The organism is Lachnospiraceae bacterium (assembly GCA_025758065.1).
GTDB lineage: Bacteria > Bacillota > Clostridia > Lachnospirales > Lachnospiraceae > Enterocloster.
The window spans coordinates 44,973-58,709 of record CP107199.1 but is presented as its reverse complement, the minus strand read 5'-3'; the positions used below and the strand labels follow the sequence as shown (position 1 = coordinate 58,709).

Genomic DNA, 13,737 nt, shown 5'->3' with positions numbered 1-13,737 from the left:
TTCAAAATGGTATTTGCATTTATAGGCAAATAAAAAGAGAGCGCAAAAATGCACTCCCTCTTTAAATATAAATACCGTTCATTCTTTAAGCCAATTTAATATATGATATTTCTCCGCTAGTGTAATTATAAATAATCCAACTAAAATTCCAGCTATTTGTAACATAAAATCATCAATATCAATCACATAATTAGGAAAGCCAGTAATCAAATTAATAAGCAACTGAATAGGTTCAATAAATATACCTGCTAAAATACTAATAATGCTGATTTTCTTTACAGATGCTCTTAAAATAATATAAATCAATATTGGTATAGGCATTGTTAATACTATATGTCCGGCTATACTTATAAATCCCAAATTTTTCAATGTTTTAAATGGGATAGTTTGTAAAGTCATCCAGGGGCTAATACTATCAATGCTTTTTCTTATAACTGTTGGAGAAAAATATATATCAATTAAAAAAACACAGTAGAAAGCAGTCAGAATATAACCTATCATATAAAAAGTGGATTCGTTTTTTTTAACGAAAGAGTATATTCCAAATATGCCTAGAACAATAAATAACATTATAAATATCTTTAAGTCAGGAATCTGTCTTATATATGTCCACATAATTACCTTCCTCGTCTTTAGAAAAAGAGATACAGGTATCTTCCACCTGCATCCCTAAAAATATCACCTTTCTGTTATTCTGGCTTTGCAATGTATATTACAACTTCTTAGAAGTTATAGCTAATATTTAACGTTCCTGTCACACGGTAACCAGTAGCTTCTATTAATCTTAAATAAATCCGATATGTTCCACTTCCATCTCCAGTAATGGCATTATATTGAGACTGTTTATTTTAATATAGTTATACTTCCGGTAATATGTATACTCTTTGACGTAGTACCCTCCAAGAATATTTTATAGCTTCCAGATTGCTCAATTGAAAATGTATGGTCAATCCATCCATTAGAAGTCTGGACATATATTCTCTTGCCTTTGGAATCCTCAAGTCCCGCCTTAAAACTGTCAGAACTACTATCTGATTGTAGTATAAAGGCCACTTTATTACCTGAGGTCAAAGAAAGACTATCTCCATACTTCACATTTTTTCCATCAATTGTTATATCAATTGACGTTACTCCCCTTGGATTTATTTGTATCGAGTATTCTATTACATCTTCCGAATAGTGAAATTCCGTCTTCTCAGGTAATTCTGTAGATTCCTGCTGGACTTCAACTTCCGTAATCCAAAGTTTCTTTACCACTAAATCCTGTAAATTTGACATCCCCCAAGAAGCAGCAAACACTGTAAGGGGACACATCAAAACCATTGACATTGCCAACACAGCAAATGATATTCTCTTTGTTTTTTCAGTCTTTTTCATGATATTTCTGATTCTCCTTTCCAAACCGTTTACCGTATGGCCGGTAAGCGACACCGTAGTTAAACCAAGCTCCTTTTCCTGTATTTGTAAAATTAGTTCCGCATACATAGTATGTCTTTTGATGGGCTGGCGATTAAGTACTTTCTCATCACAGGCCATTTCATTTACTTCAACAAAATAATCTGATAGTCTGTAAATAAGCGGATTAAACCAATGCAGAGCGCATAAAATAAATACAAGTCTGCGAAAAAAATAATCCTGATTTTTGCAGTGAACCAACTCATGCTTTAACAGCAACCCCCATTCTTCCTGCGTGTAATTACTCTCCGGCAAGAAAATTTTCTGTTCAAATATTCCTGTCATAAAAGGAGACTGAATTATTTCATTCGATAATAACAACACCGGACCCTTCAGACCTAATTCATTCATTGCCTCTCTTTTTGTCTCTATTAGAAGTTTATCCTGAGTATACTTACTGCATTTTTCTAGTTTTTTGAGAATCCTTCTGTCATTTGCATATTTGAAGATACCATAATAGATAAATCCTAAAAACCAGGCGAGAAAAAGCAACAGAGCTATCCAGTGATTTCCCCAAGGTGTTCCGTAGCTAATTGAACCTTTATGAATGGTATCCATATAAAGCAAATCATCACTAACCAAATAAATTCTTTCCCCAAAAACGAATTTATACAAAATTACACCAGCCAATACGGGCATACCAAAGGCACTGAATACTAGAACCATTTTTAAAAATAAACTTAAATGCCCCATGTCCATTCTTCTTTCCAGATGTTTTCCGGAAAGGGATATAACCGATATTAAAATATTCAATGAGACAAATAGCGTTACTAACAGTGCCAAAATGTCACTTATCTTCCAGCCCATCTTCCAGCTCCTTTAAAAGATTTCTGGTTTTTTCTATCTGTGCTTTTGACAATGTCTTCCCACAGAAGGCAGCAACTAGGCGTTCAAAAGAAGTATTACCCAATACCCCCTCAATCTGTTGGCGAAGTAATGCCTGCTCATATTCTTCCTTTGTGACTAAAACCGTATAGAAATGATGAAGTCCACTTTGCTTTTTATCAACATAGCCCTTTTCAGAAAGATGATACAAAATCGTACTTTTTGTACCTCTTGCTTGCGGAAATGCCTGATAGATTTCCTCACTACTGACACCTTCTGGGTGTTTCCAAATAAATTTCATAAATTCAAACTCTGTAGCAGAAAGTTTTTTCTTTCCACCCAGATAATTTAAAGGTGCTTCAGCAGGTCTTGCCATAAATCCTCCTCCTTTCTGTGTATTTGTTAATATAATTATATTTATATAATACCATATATTTGTATTTTTGTTAATACATAATCTGTTCATAATATTAAAAATCTTTGGGCTACATATTAATCCATTAATCTTCTCTCTTTTTTGATTTCATACTTTTATAGTACTATGAAGAGGAAAAGGGGAGAACCCTTTAGATAAGGAATCTCCCACAATTTCTTTTTTATGGTGCATTTTGTCTGAATTCTTTTTACGAGAAAAGGTACTATTTTAACAGTGACTTATCCAAACTAACCAACATCAGGACCAATCCCGACAGGAACAGCACGTGAAGGCGGCGTAGCTGTAAGATATTCATCTAAAACCCAGCCTGTGACTGACTTTCCGTTGATATCTTTTGCTGTGATATTTGTCCAGGAACGTCCCTCACTGTCAACTCTGCCGAAAATACTCCATCCATCAATTTTAGTTCCGTTGGCAAGTTTTCCAACGATTGCATACTCTGTACCTGCTCCTGAACGTACATTGAGATTTCCTCCATCTGTTTTTACATAAAGCGTGTCATATTCACGCCTATTTAAACGAACAACCGTTACCCCGGTATCTTCCAATGATGTTTCAGCGGCAAAAGCTAATGTACTAATCATCATAACTGTGCATATTGTAGAAAGTAAAAGGCTTATAATACGTTTCATTTTCTTCCTCCTTCGTTTCTTTGTACGTTATCCTCCTCGTAATTCATGTAATAAATGCACCATTTTATGCAACGGTATACTGCTGTTTAAATGTTTTTTCTTTTCATCCAATGATTATAAACTATAAAAATGATAAAATAGATTGATTCAACTCCACCATACCTCATTGGGAACTGTATCATTCCAAAAACCTTCAACATACCAACCATTTGTCAAGTCTTTTTTTAAGTATATATATTTTTCATTTATACCTTGAAGCAAACCGCTATTTGGTGATGAATCAGAGGATATGATATATACTTTAAAACAGGCTTTATCATTCGTAGTCTTTATTTCTTCACTACTTGCAGTTAATTGCAGAGCATTCCACTCTTTTTGTAATTCTTCCGAATATTCTATACCTTCAGATAATGCACAAATACCGGCATATTCACCATAATTTATCATAGTACAATAAGAGAATGCCAACGATGAGGCCGACTCCGCCCCCTCATTTACGAATTGTTCATAAAAAAAATCGTCTTGTCTTGAAAGCTCCGGCATAGTACAATTCTTGTCGCTGAATAATACCCACTCCTTGCCGCCTCTAATATATGATATTCCTGTAATTTTTTCATTTCTAACATTCAATATGCCATAACTCCCGTCAGTAAATAAAACTGATTTTTTACTACAACGATACGGCTTTACAGATAGTTGCTCAGGTGGGATGTCTTTTGTTAAAACAAAGTCTTCAAATATGTCTTTTTCAGAAATATCATTTGTTAAGTTTAAGTTTCTGGATATACGGTCATATTCATATGGAAGCTCAGAGGATGTAGACCATATCCATATAGTGTCAGCATTTGAACTGACTGATATCCTACAGGAAGAATCATTACTAAAATCATATCCTAATGCCTGTAAGTCAATACTATCCTCTATTTCACCAGTGGTCAGATTATAAATAAATAACCCAAAATAATCATGCATTATAATAATGTTGTCATCCGCAAAGTCTAAAACCGGCATATCGGTTGCAATCTTTGTATTTACAGACCACTTGGCAGGAGTGGCCTGCATATTAAAATTTGGCGGTGATTCTGATGTATGTACCTCAGTTTTTCCCGTACTATTTATTGCTGCCGCTATTTGCTCCTGTTTAAGTTTTCCAGAGTTTGAACATCCAACAACAATCGTACTGAAAGCCAATGGTATAATTGTAATAGTTACAAATCTTGGCATTTTTGTAATAAACAATCAAATCTCCTCCTTGTATTAAGCTCCATAAATAATGATAGAAATATAATATATTTAAATAATATAATTATATTTATATAATACCACATATTTTGCTATTGTCAATATTTAACCATTTATCAGCCTTGACTTATTTAACAATCTTCCAATTCTCCCCATTCTTCTCTAGCACAAGGTCAAACTGTGATATCTGTGTTGTCATAGTCTGATTATCCAGATATTTCACCGCAAGAGAAGCTGTCACCTGATTCCCTTTTCGGTTGTAAACCGGATTCACTAGTTCCGAGAAAATATACTCTTTTCCCACAGGTTTTAATACGCCCTCATTCACATAATAGGTCAGCTCCTTTGCGGTTGCCGTAGGGTACAGCTTGAAAACGGTAGCGAGAAATTCGTTGATTTCCTCCGTAGTGATGGAATCCACCGTACCGTCACTTTGTACTGCTTTTGGAGTGTAGCCGGATTTTACGGGAACGCTGGTGATGGTAGGATTCTGAACAATCGTCAGGTTTCCAGAGCCATCCACATAGACTGTCACCTGATAAGCGGAACGGACGGTTTTACTGGATTCCCCCTCTGTGATACGCTGTTCTACCGTATAGGTCACTTGATAATGCTGCTCCTTTTCTTCTATGATTTCCCATATCTGAAAGTCAGTCAGGGCAGACGATACGGGGATGTCCTTTCGGACGGTATCTACATTCAGGGCTTGCAGTTCTCCGGTGAGATACCCTTTTAAAGCATTTGTCCGGTTATCAATGGAAGCGGCGGACTGTTCCCATGAATAGTAGACTTCTGCGAAATTCTCCACAAAGTTTTCTATCTTGTGGGTGTCAATGATTTTTTCCTCAATCACTTTGGTTTCATGAACAGTGTGGATGTCTATCGCCGTGAAATTCTTATAGACGGCAAACAGGAAACTCACCGCCAGAAGCACCCACAGGGCAATCACGGTTTTTTTGTGGGTATTGACTTTGTAAACTTTCAGCTTCTTTTCTTTCTGCTTTTTCTGGTTTTCCTCTTTTCTAATCTGAATCATATCGGTTCATCCTTTCTATTGTTTGATTCGTCCGGCTCCGGCAAGGTGCTGTTGCCAGTAGGAGCCTGTCAGGTCTGCATAACCAATGGGATTTCCGGCATGGTACATCCGGTTATTTCCCACATATAGCCCCACATGGGTGATATAGGTTCCGGCGTTATAGGTGGAGTGGAAAAAGACCAAATCCCCTGCTTTTGCTTCGGACAGAGGGATGTGCTGTGTTACATTGTACTGTTCCTGTGCTGTCCGTGGCAGGGCGATTCCTGCCTTGCCATAGCACCACTGCACCAGTCCCGAACAGTCAAAGGAAGTGGAGGGGGAATCGCCCCCGTACACATACGTCCAGCCCTCATACTTTAAGGCTTCCTCCATGATAGCCTGCACCGTTTCATCATCAAACTGTGCCACGGTCAGGTATTCCGATACCAAGAAGACATAGAACATATTTCCGTAGGAATACCGCCAGCCCCCGTTTTTCTCTACGGCAACAGGGTTGGTGTAGGTGACTTTCTTTCCGCCGGATTTTTCCCTTGCGAAGCTCTCTGCCAGTTCAAAGGTGTACTTTTTCCCGTGTCCTGCCACATAGTCCAGGAAGCCGCCGCCGTAGTTGTAGGATTGAATCACACTGTTTAGGTCACAGCCCTTTGTTTCTGCTGCTGTAAGCAGTTCCGAGAAATATTTGCAGCCCTGTTTGATGGATTCCTCTGTGTTAAGGGAGTTCGGGGGAAGCCCCAGAGATTCCGAGGACTGCATAACGTCTTCCAGCGTGCCGCCGGATTCCACCTGAATGATGGCGAGCAGCACATTTAAGTATTCCTCTATGCCATATTCCCTTGCATACTTTTCCAGCATAGGTTTATGGGCGAGGACTTCCTGTGATACGCTCACGCCCCCATAGATAAGGTTTCCGCCGCTTCCGCCGTCTTCCTCATCCGAGAAGACAATCACCACCAAGAGGAGCATGGAGAACATCATCACGAACACGCCGGAACAGGCAAAGAAAAGGTGTCTTAACTTCATGGTTTCTCCCCTTTCTTTTGTTTGGCAGCCGCTTTTCCCGTTTTTGTCCACTCCTTTCTGGCGGTGGTACGCCGGATGGTAAAGTTCGATTCCTTAACCACAGGGGCAGCCCGTTTTCTTTCCGGTATCACAGGAGCCGTATCATTCTGGACAGGTCTTGCCGGACGGGGAGCAGCAGGTGTGGTGGTTGGAGCTGTCTTTTGTCTTTCATCTGGCTGGACAGGGGAAGCCGGTGGGACTATCTGGCGTTCTGCCCTTACAGGCGGTGTATGTTCATAGTGGATGGAAGCAGCTTTTACCACCGGAACCGAAGCCCGTTCTGCCACAGTCCCCTCATAAGAAACCTGTCTCCGTTCCCTGATGGATGGGGGAGCTGGCTGTATAGCTGGCTTTCCTGCATGAGCGGTATCTGCATGATTTCGGAAATTTTCCGGCTGCTTTGTAGTAACAGGGCGTTCATGGACAGGAGCCGCCCCTTTGGGTGCTTCGGAAGCAGTCTTTTGCGGCTGTTTTGCCTGTTCCAGTTCCGCCCTGCGTTCTGCAATGGTCTGTCTGCGGCTTTCTGCCTGTACGTTCCGCTGTTCGGCTCTGGCAGTTTGGGTCTGGGTCACGCTGGAAGTAAAATCCTGTACTCCCTCTGATACCTGTGTTTTCCCGTGGTAAAGGGCGTACTTTGCATTGACAGGCAAATCTTTTGCCTGCTCCCGAAGCTGTCCGGCAGTATCGGCTATCTTATCTTTGGTATCTGCCACTGCACCCACCGCAGAGCCAGCCAGTTTCCATGCAGATTCCTTTTCCAGTGCTGTCTGTCCGTCTGGTCTGCTGTGGTCTGCCTGTGTCCGTTTGGAGGAACCGGAGTTGGAAGCATTTTTCTGGTCTGAACCAGCCTGTTTCCCTGCGTGGTATGCAGCCGTTTCAGCCCCAAGAGCTGTCACAGAACGTCCTAACTTATGCTGTAAACGGTGCATATGGGCGTGCATGAGCATACGGGGTCTTCGCATGATACGGCTTCCCATGCTTTGGGAATCACCGCTTTGTAAGGAGAACATCCCCATCAAATCCCCCAACTTGAAATAAATTCCGGCAAAGGTCACTATCTGCAAGAACGCCGTCAGGAAGAACGGATATTCCCCAGACAGGTTGTAGAGCATGGTGGAAATACTGAACGCTACCGTGATAATCAGGGTGATTCCGGCTCTGGTAAGGATGGTATTGAACAGTTTCGTGATGGCACGTTTTGACATCCCCTCAAAAGAGGGAACCATGCTAAGGAGAAAGCTCACAGGCAGGAACATGGCGTAGATGATAAAAAGCACCTGTGAGAAAATCATTATCCCCGTGAGCAGGAATACAAAAACGGAGATACCGATATTGAACATGAACAGGAAGAAGACAGTTCCCAATCGGTTGATGGTCTTTGTGATGGTAAGGTTCGTGTTTTCCCTGTCTTCGATTTCCTCCACCACGATTTCTTCCCTGTCCTGCCCGTTGTTTTCGTCTGGACTGGTTGAAAGCAGGCTTTCCACACGGTCTGTTCCAATGCTTTCCACATCCGAGTTGCCATATTGCAGCAGGAGCCACGGCTGCTTGACCTGAATAGAAAACAGGCTGTCCCGTATCAAATCCACACTGTCTTTTCCCTGACTTTCCGAGTTGGGCATCACAATCTTTGTGCCAAGGGTCAGGCTGGCATTGCTGATGTCTGCGGAAAATTCATTGATTTTCCCGATATAATCAGGAGCGTAGGCGATAAAGGCAGCGGACAGCACGAACACTACCACAAAATTGACAACGGCATGGATGGCTTTTGTAGTTTCCCGTTTGATAAGCCCTGTGTAGGCAACGTAAATCCCCACCACCAGAATGAGAATCAGCAGGAACCCGATATAAAATCCCTCCGAGGATAAGCCGCCTGTGGTAACGCCTGCAAGGGTCTGCATATTTTTCCCAATGGAATCCGCCGTAGAGGAAATGAAGTCCAGCGAGTAGGCTTCCTGAATCAGATACCCCGTGGCGTTGGAAAGGTACAGGCTGATGGTCCAGATAAAATTTGTGATGGCATACAGTCCGTACATCACCTGCTTCCCGATACCGTCCAGCCAGTTCCACGGGAGCCAGTCCCATCCGCTGTCCACATAAAAATCAAGCTGGTAGTTGTCCAGAGGATATTTGCTGTATCCGTTGGCAGCGTCCACTGTATCATCCACCAGTCCGGCAGCATGGGCGGCTGTACCGGAGACTGCCAGCAACAGGAGGATGAGCAGGAGTGCCAGAAGCACCCTGCCAATCATGTTTCCTATCACTTTTCCAGACCGGCCCCTTTTTTGTTTATAAGGAGCAGGAACCTGCTGTTTGTTGGAATTTCTATGTATTACCATCATTCCACCTCTTTTCTCACGGGCGGTCTGGTGTCAAAGGCATGGAACAGGTCTTCAAAGATAGGGTGGAACTGTATCACCCCCACACGCCCGTACAAATCACTGATAAGGCACTGTCCGTTTTCCAAGTCACGGAGCCGCTTCTGGTTGTTTTCATCTTCGGAATCCACCCCGAAAAAGGCAAGGGTCTTCCTGATTTCGTTGATGTCCGTGGAACGGAACGCAAACTTCAAGCCCAGGTTGTTTTTCAGTTTTTCATCCAGCAAATCGTCCGTGTTCTGGGTCACAAAGTAAACGCCTGCGTTCATGGCACGTCCGGCACGGACCAGCTTCATGGAAAGGGTCTTGCCCTGTGCTACCTGCAAGAAGCTCCATGCTTCATCCAAATCCACAATCTTAAACACGCTGCGGTCGGTGTGGATGAAGTCGAGGGCAAAGGTGCTGATTACAATGAGCATTGCCACGGAAAGCAGCTCCATTGTGGTGTATTCTTCAAACGAGGTTTCCTTATCCGGCAGCACCAAATCCGCCACCTGAATGATGTTGAGCTGCTTTTCAAGGCTGATGGACTGTGTGACATCCCCATCCGAAAAGAGCAGATGTGCAAAGTCATAGTCCGTAAAGGATTCGATATGGTCGGCTATGCTGGTGCTGATGGTGGTTCCTTCCGCCCGTAGTTCCTCAATCACCTTGAAAAGCCCCCGTTCCTCACTGTTTGTCACCGCCCGGATGGCTTTCCGAAGAACAGGGAACTTCTCCCCGTCACGGCTGGAAATGCCGGTTAAAAAGGTCAGGATGTCGATTGCCAGTGATTCCGAATCCTTTGGATTCTCCATAATCACATACGGGTCGAGTAAGCCCCTGTTCTGTTCCTCCGAGGTCAGGTTTACGATATTGATTTCATGGGCGATTTCCGGCAGGGTTTCCTTCCAGCGTCCCCGTTCTGCTTTCGGGTCAACAATGAGTGCCTGTGCCCCAAACAATACACAGTAGTAGACAATCATGTTGTTGCTGAATGATTTTCCACCGCCGAGGGAGCCGACAAAAGCGGCAGCAAGGGCATTGGTGACAGAGCCTTTCACACCCTGACTGGCAAGGTCAGGTTTTAAGTACACATTTCTTCCCGTATCAAGGCTGTACCCGATATAAATGCCCTCCGGTTCCCCCAACATCTGGGTTGCACCAAAGCCTAGACCCGCGAGGAAGTCACTGGTGACATATTGGATGTAATCGTTCATATACCGTTTACTGGCAGGGAGAAATTCTCCATGCAGCCCCAGCATATCCCCAAAGGGGCGAACCAGCTTCACGTTCAAATCGTCATAAAAATCTTTCACCTCATTGCAGCGGCGTTTCAGTTCTTCCAAGTCGGGAGCCGTCACACGCACCACATAGGACAGCTTATACATGGATTCCTTGCTCTGGTCTAAGGTGGATTCCAGCTCATTTACGCTGTCCAGAGCGTCCACCACGTTTGTACTGGTTTCGCTGTCATTCTGCCATGCGTGGTTATCCAAATCTTTCAGCTCTTTTTTCTTGTTCCGCACTGTGGAGAGGGCTTTCCGATTTGTGACAATCTCCACATTCATAGAGGTATCAATGGGAAAGGTGAATTGCTGCTGTTGATAGTAAAAGATTTCCGAGGATGGAAAGTCCAGTTCCCCCACAATGCTGTTGATGGTAAAGTAGGCGGCATAAACTGTCCCGTCTTCCTGTTCGATTTTCAGATACCGCTGGTTTTCCTCTATCAGACAACGGGTAGGCTTGATGAGGTCATAGTATTTCACCAGCGTTTCCTCCTGAAACCGCTTCTTCGGCAGGTAATACTCATAATCTTCATAGGCGGTTCCAGTCTGCCCGTATAAATGCTCAATCAGATAACCAAAATCGTCCTTGTTAAGCCGCCGGACTTTAAAGCGGCGTGAGATTTTATTTTCCAGCAGTTTTTCCATCTTCTGAAACCGCCAGATTTCCTCATTGCTCATGGAAACAAAATCCCCCATGAGTTTGTGGTTGACTTCATGGAGGAAATCGGAAACGGCGGTCTTTGCTTCCCTGCGAAACTGCTTCATGGTGACTTCCTGCTCATTGACAAGCAGCTTAAAGCCGATAAAAAAGCGGTAGTCTACCTGATTTTCCCCTATCATGGAAATCAGGGCTTCGGTCTGTGCGTCAATCTTTGAACAGGCAACGTCCTTTAACTTGCCTGTCACTTCCTGTTTGGAGCGTTCCTGTGCCGCCCGTATGCTGGATTCAGTGCTGATTTGCAGGGCGTGAATCTTCCCGTCCCTGTTCTGGGCGATAAGCTGCCGAAAGGAATCGTGTACCTGATATTTCTGTTCGGGGCTTAAAAAGGAATAGTTGTAGGGAAGCAGCTCATAGTAAGCAAAGCACTCCCCGTCATGGTTGAACACAAGGTTATTTTCGATATACTTAATCGGATATGCCATAAATATCACTCCTTGCTGCCGTGATGGGCTGTGCCGGATATTCCTTTTCCAGCTTCACGGGCTTTCCTGCATAGGTCAGTTTCGGGCGTACCAGATATGCCAGTACGGATTTCAGGAAGCCGTAAGGCTTCTTCCCGTCAAAGGTCTTCTGGCACATGAACCAAGTGAGGGCAAAGGGTACGCCGAAGTATTTTAAAAATGCTCCGTCAATGAACGAAAGGGGAGGGAGGTTCCCCAAGAGCATAACCGCAAACACCGATATCACGAACCACGCCATCTGTGTGAACGTGATGGGGAATGGAAGCTTAAAATCATTGATGGAATAGAGTGTCTTTTCCACCGACCAGATACTGGTATAACTTCGTATTTTCTTCATGTTGTCTGTCCTTTCTAAAAGATGGGGCAGCAAAAGCCGCCCCTGAATAAAAAAGCCGCCTGCACTTCCCAAAGGAGATACAGACGGGTTTACCGTAAGATTTCATATACGCCGTGGTTTGTGACAACAAAGGTTCCCTCCAATTCCATGTCACGCCCATAGGCTTCATAGTCGATATAGTTTTGTAAGTGTGCCGGAAGTTCCCCAAGCTGTCCGCTTTCTTCCAGATAGTAGCGAGCCACATCTGCCATATCATCACAGCCGAAATGGCAGATAATATCGTCCTCATGCTCACAGAGTTCTTCGATACTGCCAAAATAGGATTGCAACGCTGATAGTTCTTCCTGAATGTACTCCGGTAAGTCCTCCACCATCTCACACAGACGGTTGACTTCCTCAACAGGGGTGTATTCGTCAATCTCAAAGGGTAGCTCATAATCATGGATGGCGTATTCCTCATATTCATCATTCAAGCCGATACGTTCTTTGACTTCCTCAAAATCCACAGGCGGCGTGAACCATGCCCCTACCAGTTCTCCCTCATTGTATTTGCCTAAGTTGGTAATGTAAATCCGCATTTCTTCCAAGTTCTTCCACCTCCCTTTAGCGGTAAGAAAAGATACCATTGTCCGTAAACAGGTAGTTTTCGCTGGTTTCCAGTTTCCGACCAATGGCAGCGTAGTCGATATGGTTCATCAGGTCTGGATGTACTTCCCCAAATATCTGCGTTTCCTGCACTAGATAACGGGCGAGGGATTCCCCGTCCTGCACCGGATAACAGCGTATCTGGTCTTTGTTATCGATAAATTCTGTAAAGCTATGAAACCACCGCTTTAAGGATGTAGATTCTCATTTCCTCAATTGGTAACACGTCCTTTCTTAGAATAGAGAAATGGCAACTAACTTTGATTGTCAGTTGCCATTTCTCTAATAAAATATTCGCTTTAATTCTTCATCACTATTGATTTTTTTAATTACCCAAGGTTGTAAAAAATAGTTGATTTGTGGGTCTAACATACTTACTAAATGGGTCTGTCCGGCAGGGGTTAATATTTGTAAATGTTGAAGTTCTATTACTAATCCATTGTTCATTGGTAATGGTAGTGTGTGAGTTGGTTCACGTAAAAACTCCCGAATGATTGCTACCTGCTCTGGTGTCATATTTTTCAAATATTTAATCTGAGCAGTTCCTAATTTTTTAGAAGCATACTTGTCATAAAAGAAATGAAAAATTTTAGATAGTAATAAAACTATTAGTAAGGCTGTGGAAATCACAAAAACAATGCCTATTGTAAAACCATATTTTTCTCGAAAATTTATAATATAAAACTTTTGAGCTAACTTTTGAGGTAATAATAATAATGTACCACTGGCAATAGATAAAGCTCCTAAAATGTTCGGCGGTAATTTCAAAAAATCAATAAAATCCTTCATGTATTTCCTCCACTTTCAATTATTATCAAAGAAATTATACCACCATTCTTAGTTTATCTCAATTATCATACACCATCGTATTACATCTTCTTTCTTTTGGGGAGTTACGCTCCCCAAGCCCCTAATGGACTTCCGCCATGAAGCAATCAGAGCTTGCTCCATAACGGAAGTGTAAAGTAGGTTTCCTATGCACCGATAATCTTATTGAACAGTTCCAGTAAGATGTCCTTTACGCCGTCAGCGTTGAAGACCAGACCAACCGCCACAAGGGAAACCACCAGAAAACCGATAAGTTTGGAAAATTCCCTCTTAAATCCAAGGTATAGTCCAATCACCACGATTGCCAGCAGCACAAGGGACTGGGCGTTGGATAAAAACCAGTTATAAAGATTTTGTCCGAAATTCATAAAAAGCTCCTTTCTTTCCTGTAAGATTTCTTAGATTTTCAAAATT

The 13,737-nt window shown here is 42.7% G+C and carries 14 protein-coding genes; all 14 read right to left on the bottom strand.

The window, feature by feature from the left end:
• Nucleotides 1-78 precede the first annotated feature (78 nt).
• On the bottom strand, nucleotides 79-615 hold the full coding sequence (locus tag OGM16_00300) for a VanZ family protein (protein UYJ46764.1): 537 nt from the start codon (nucleotides 613-615) through the stop codon (nucleotides 79-81).
• 228 nt (nucleotides 616-843) lie between these two features.
• Entirely contained in the window at nucleotides 844-2,262 is a 1,419-nt protein-coding gene (locus tag OGM16_00295; protein ID UYJ46763.1) for a M56 family metallopeptidase, read from the bottom strand.
• Nucleotides 2,243-2,656 (bottom strand): BlaI/MecI/CopY family transcriptional regulator, encoded by a 414-nt coding sequence (locus OGM16_00290; protein UYJ46762.1) that lies wholly within the window; start codon nucleotides 2,654-2,656, stop codon nucleotides 2,243-2,245. Before OGM16_00290 ends, OGM16_00295 begins: the two co-directional genes overlap by 20 nt.
• A gap of 287 nt (nucleotides 2,657-2,943) precedes the next feature.
• Nucleotides 2,944-3,348 carry an SH3 domain-containing protein gene (locus OGM16_00285; GenBank protein UYJ46761.1) on the bottom strand — a complete coding sequence of 135 codons (405 nt, stop codon included), beginning with the start codon at nucleotides 3,346-3,348 and terminating at the stop codon, nucleotides 2,944-2,946.
• Between the two features lie 147 nt (nucleotides 3,349-3,495).
• The gene (locus OGM16_00280; GenBank protein ID UYJ46760.1) at nucleotides 3,496-4,587 is read right to left on the bottom strand and encodes a hypothetical protein; all 1,092 of its coding nucleotides are present in this window, start codon (nucleotides 4,585-4,587) and stop codon (nucleotides 3,496-3,498) included.
• 130 nt (nucleotides 4,588-4,717) lie between these two features.
• Nucleotides 4,718-5,626 carry a conjugal transfer protein gene (locus tag OGM16_00275; GenBank protein UYJ46759.1) on the bottom strand — a complete coding sequence of 303 codons (909 nt, stop codon included), beginning with the start codon at nucleotides 5,624-5,626 and terminating at the stop codon, nucleotides 4,718-4,720.
• A 15-nt stretch (nucleotides 5,627-5,641) separates the two neighbouring features.
• Entirely contained in the window at nucleotides 5,642-6,646 is a 1,005-nt protein-coding gene (locus OGM16_00270) for a bifunctional lysozyme/C40 family peptidase (GenBank protein UYJ46758.1), read from the bottom strand.
• Complete coding sequence (locus OGM16_00265) at nucleotides 6,643-8,937, bottom strand: YtxH domain-containing protein (GenBank protein UYJ48516.1); 2,295 nt, start codon at nucleotides 8,935-8,937, stop codon at nucleotides 6,643-6,645. Before OGM16_00265 ends, OGM16_00270 begins: the two co-directional genes overlap by 4 nt.
• An 86-nt stretch (nucleotides 8,938-9,023) precedes the next feature.
• On the bottom strand, nucleotides 9,024-11,474 hold the full coding sequence (locus tag OGM16_00260; protein ID UYJ46757.1) for an ATP-binding protein: 2,451 nt from the start codon (nucleotides 11,472-11,474) through the stop codon (nucleotides 9,024-9,026).
• On the bottom strand, nucleotides 11,458-11,850 hold the full coding sequence (locus OGM16_00255; GenBank protein ID UYJ46756.1) for a conjugal transfer protein: 393 nt from the start codon (nucleotides 11,848-11,850) through the stop codon (nucleotides 11,458-11,460). Before OGM16_00255 ends, OGM16_00260 begins: the two co-directional genes overlap by 17 nt.
• Before the next feature lie 89 nt (nucleotides 11,851-11,939).
• Entirely contained in the window at nucleotides 11,940-12,437 is a 498-nt protein-coding gene (locus OGM16_00250; protein ID UYJ46755.1) for an antirestriction protein ArdA, read from the bottom strand.
• Between the two features lie 16 nt (nucleotides 12,438-12,453).
• Nucleotides 12,454-12,621 carry an antirestriction protein ArdA gene (locus tag OGM16_00245; protein UYJ46754.1) on the bottom strand — a complete coding sequence of 56 codons (168 nt, stop codon included), beginning with the start codon at nucleotides 12,619-12,621 and terminating at the stop codon, nucleotides 12,454-12,456.
• A gap of 156 nt (nucleotides 12,622-12,777) precedes the next feature.
• Nucleotides 12,778-13,284, bottom strand: coding sequence for a superinfection exclusion B family protein (locus OGM16_00240; protein UYJ46753.1), 507 nt, complete (start codon nucleotides 13,282-13,284; stop codon nucleotides 12,778-12,780).
• A gap of 185 nt (nucleotides 13,285-13,469) precedes the next feature.
• Complete coding sequence (locus tag OGM16_00235; protein UYJ46752.1) at nucleotides 13,470-13,691, bottom strand: hypothetical protein; 222 nt, start codon at nucleotides 13,689-13,691, stop codon at nucleotides 13,470-13,472.
• Nucleotides 13,692-13,737 lie beyond the last annotated feature (46 nt).

Coding starts and splice junctions, on each gene's coding strand:
- OGM16_00300 (UYJ46764.1), bottom strand. CDS start 615: ATGTGGACATATATAAGACAGATTCCTGACTTAAAGATATTTATAATG.
- OGM16_00295 (UYJ46763.1), bottom strand. CDS start 2,262: ATGGGCTGGAAGATAAGTGACATTTTGGCACTGTTAGTAACGCTATTT.
- OGM16_00290 (UYJ46762.1), bottom strand. CDS start 2,656: ATGGCAAGACCTGCTGAAGCACCTTTAAATTATCTGGGTGGAAAGAAA.
- OGM16_00285 (UYJ46761.1), bottom strand. CDS start 3,348: ATGAAACGTATTATAAGCCTTTTACTTTCTACAATATGCACAGTTATG.
- OGM16_00275 (UYJ46759.1), bottom strand. CDS start 5,626: ATGATTCAGATTAGAAAAGAGGAAAACCAGAAAAAGCAGAAAGAAAAG.
- OGM16_00270 (UYJ46758.1), bottom strand. CDS start 6,646: ATGAAGTTAAGACACCTTTTCTTTGCCTGTTCCGGCGTGTTCGTGATG.
- OGM16_00265 (UYJ48516.1), bottom strand. CDS start 8,937: ATGATTGGCAGGGTGCTTCTGGCACTCCTGCTCATCCTCCTGTTGCTG.
- OGM16_00260 (UYJ46757.1), bottom strand. CDS start 11,474: ATGGCATATCCGATTAAGTATATCGAAAATAACCTTGTGTTCAACCAT.
- OGM16_00255 (UYJ46756.1), bottom strand. CDS start 11,850: ATGAAGAAAATACGAAGTTATACCAGTATCTGGTCGGTGGAAAAGACA.
- OGM16_00240 (UYJ46753.1), bottom strand. CDS start 13,284: ATGAAGGATTTTATTGATTTTTTGAAATTACCGCCGAACATTTTAGGA.
- OGM16_00235 (UYJ46752.1), bottom strand. CDS start 13,691: ATGAATTTCGGACAAAATCTTTATAACTGGTTTTTATCCAACGCCCAG.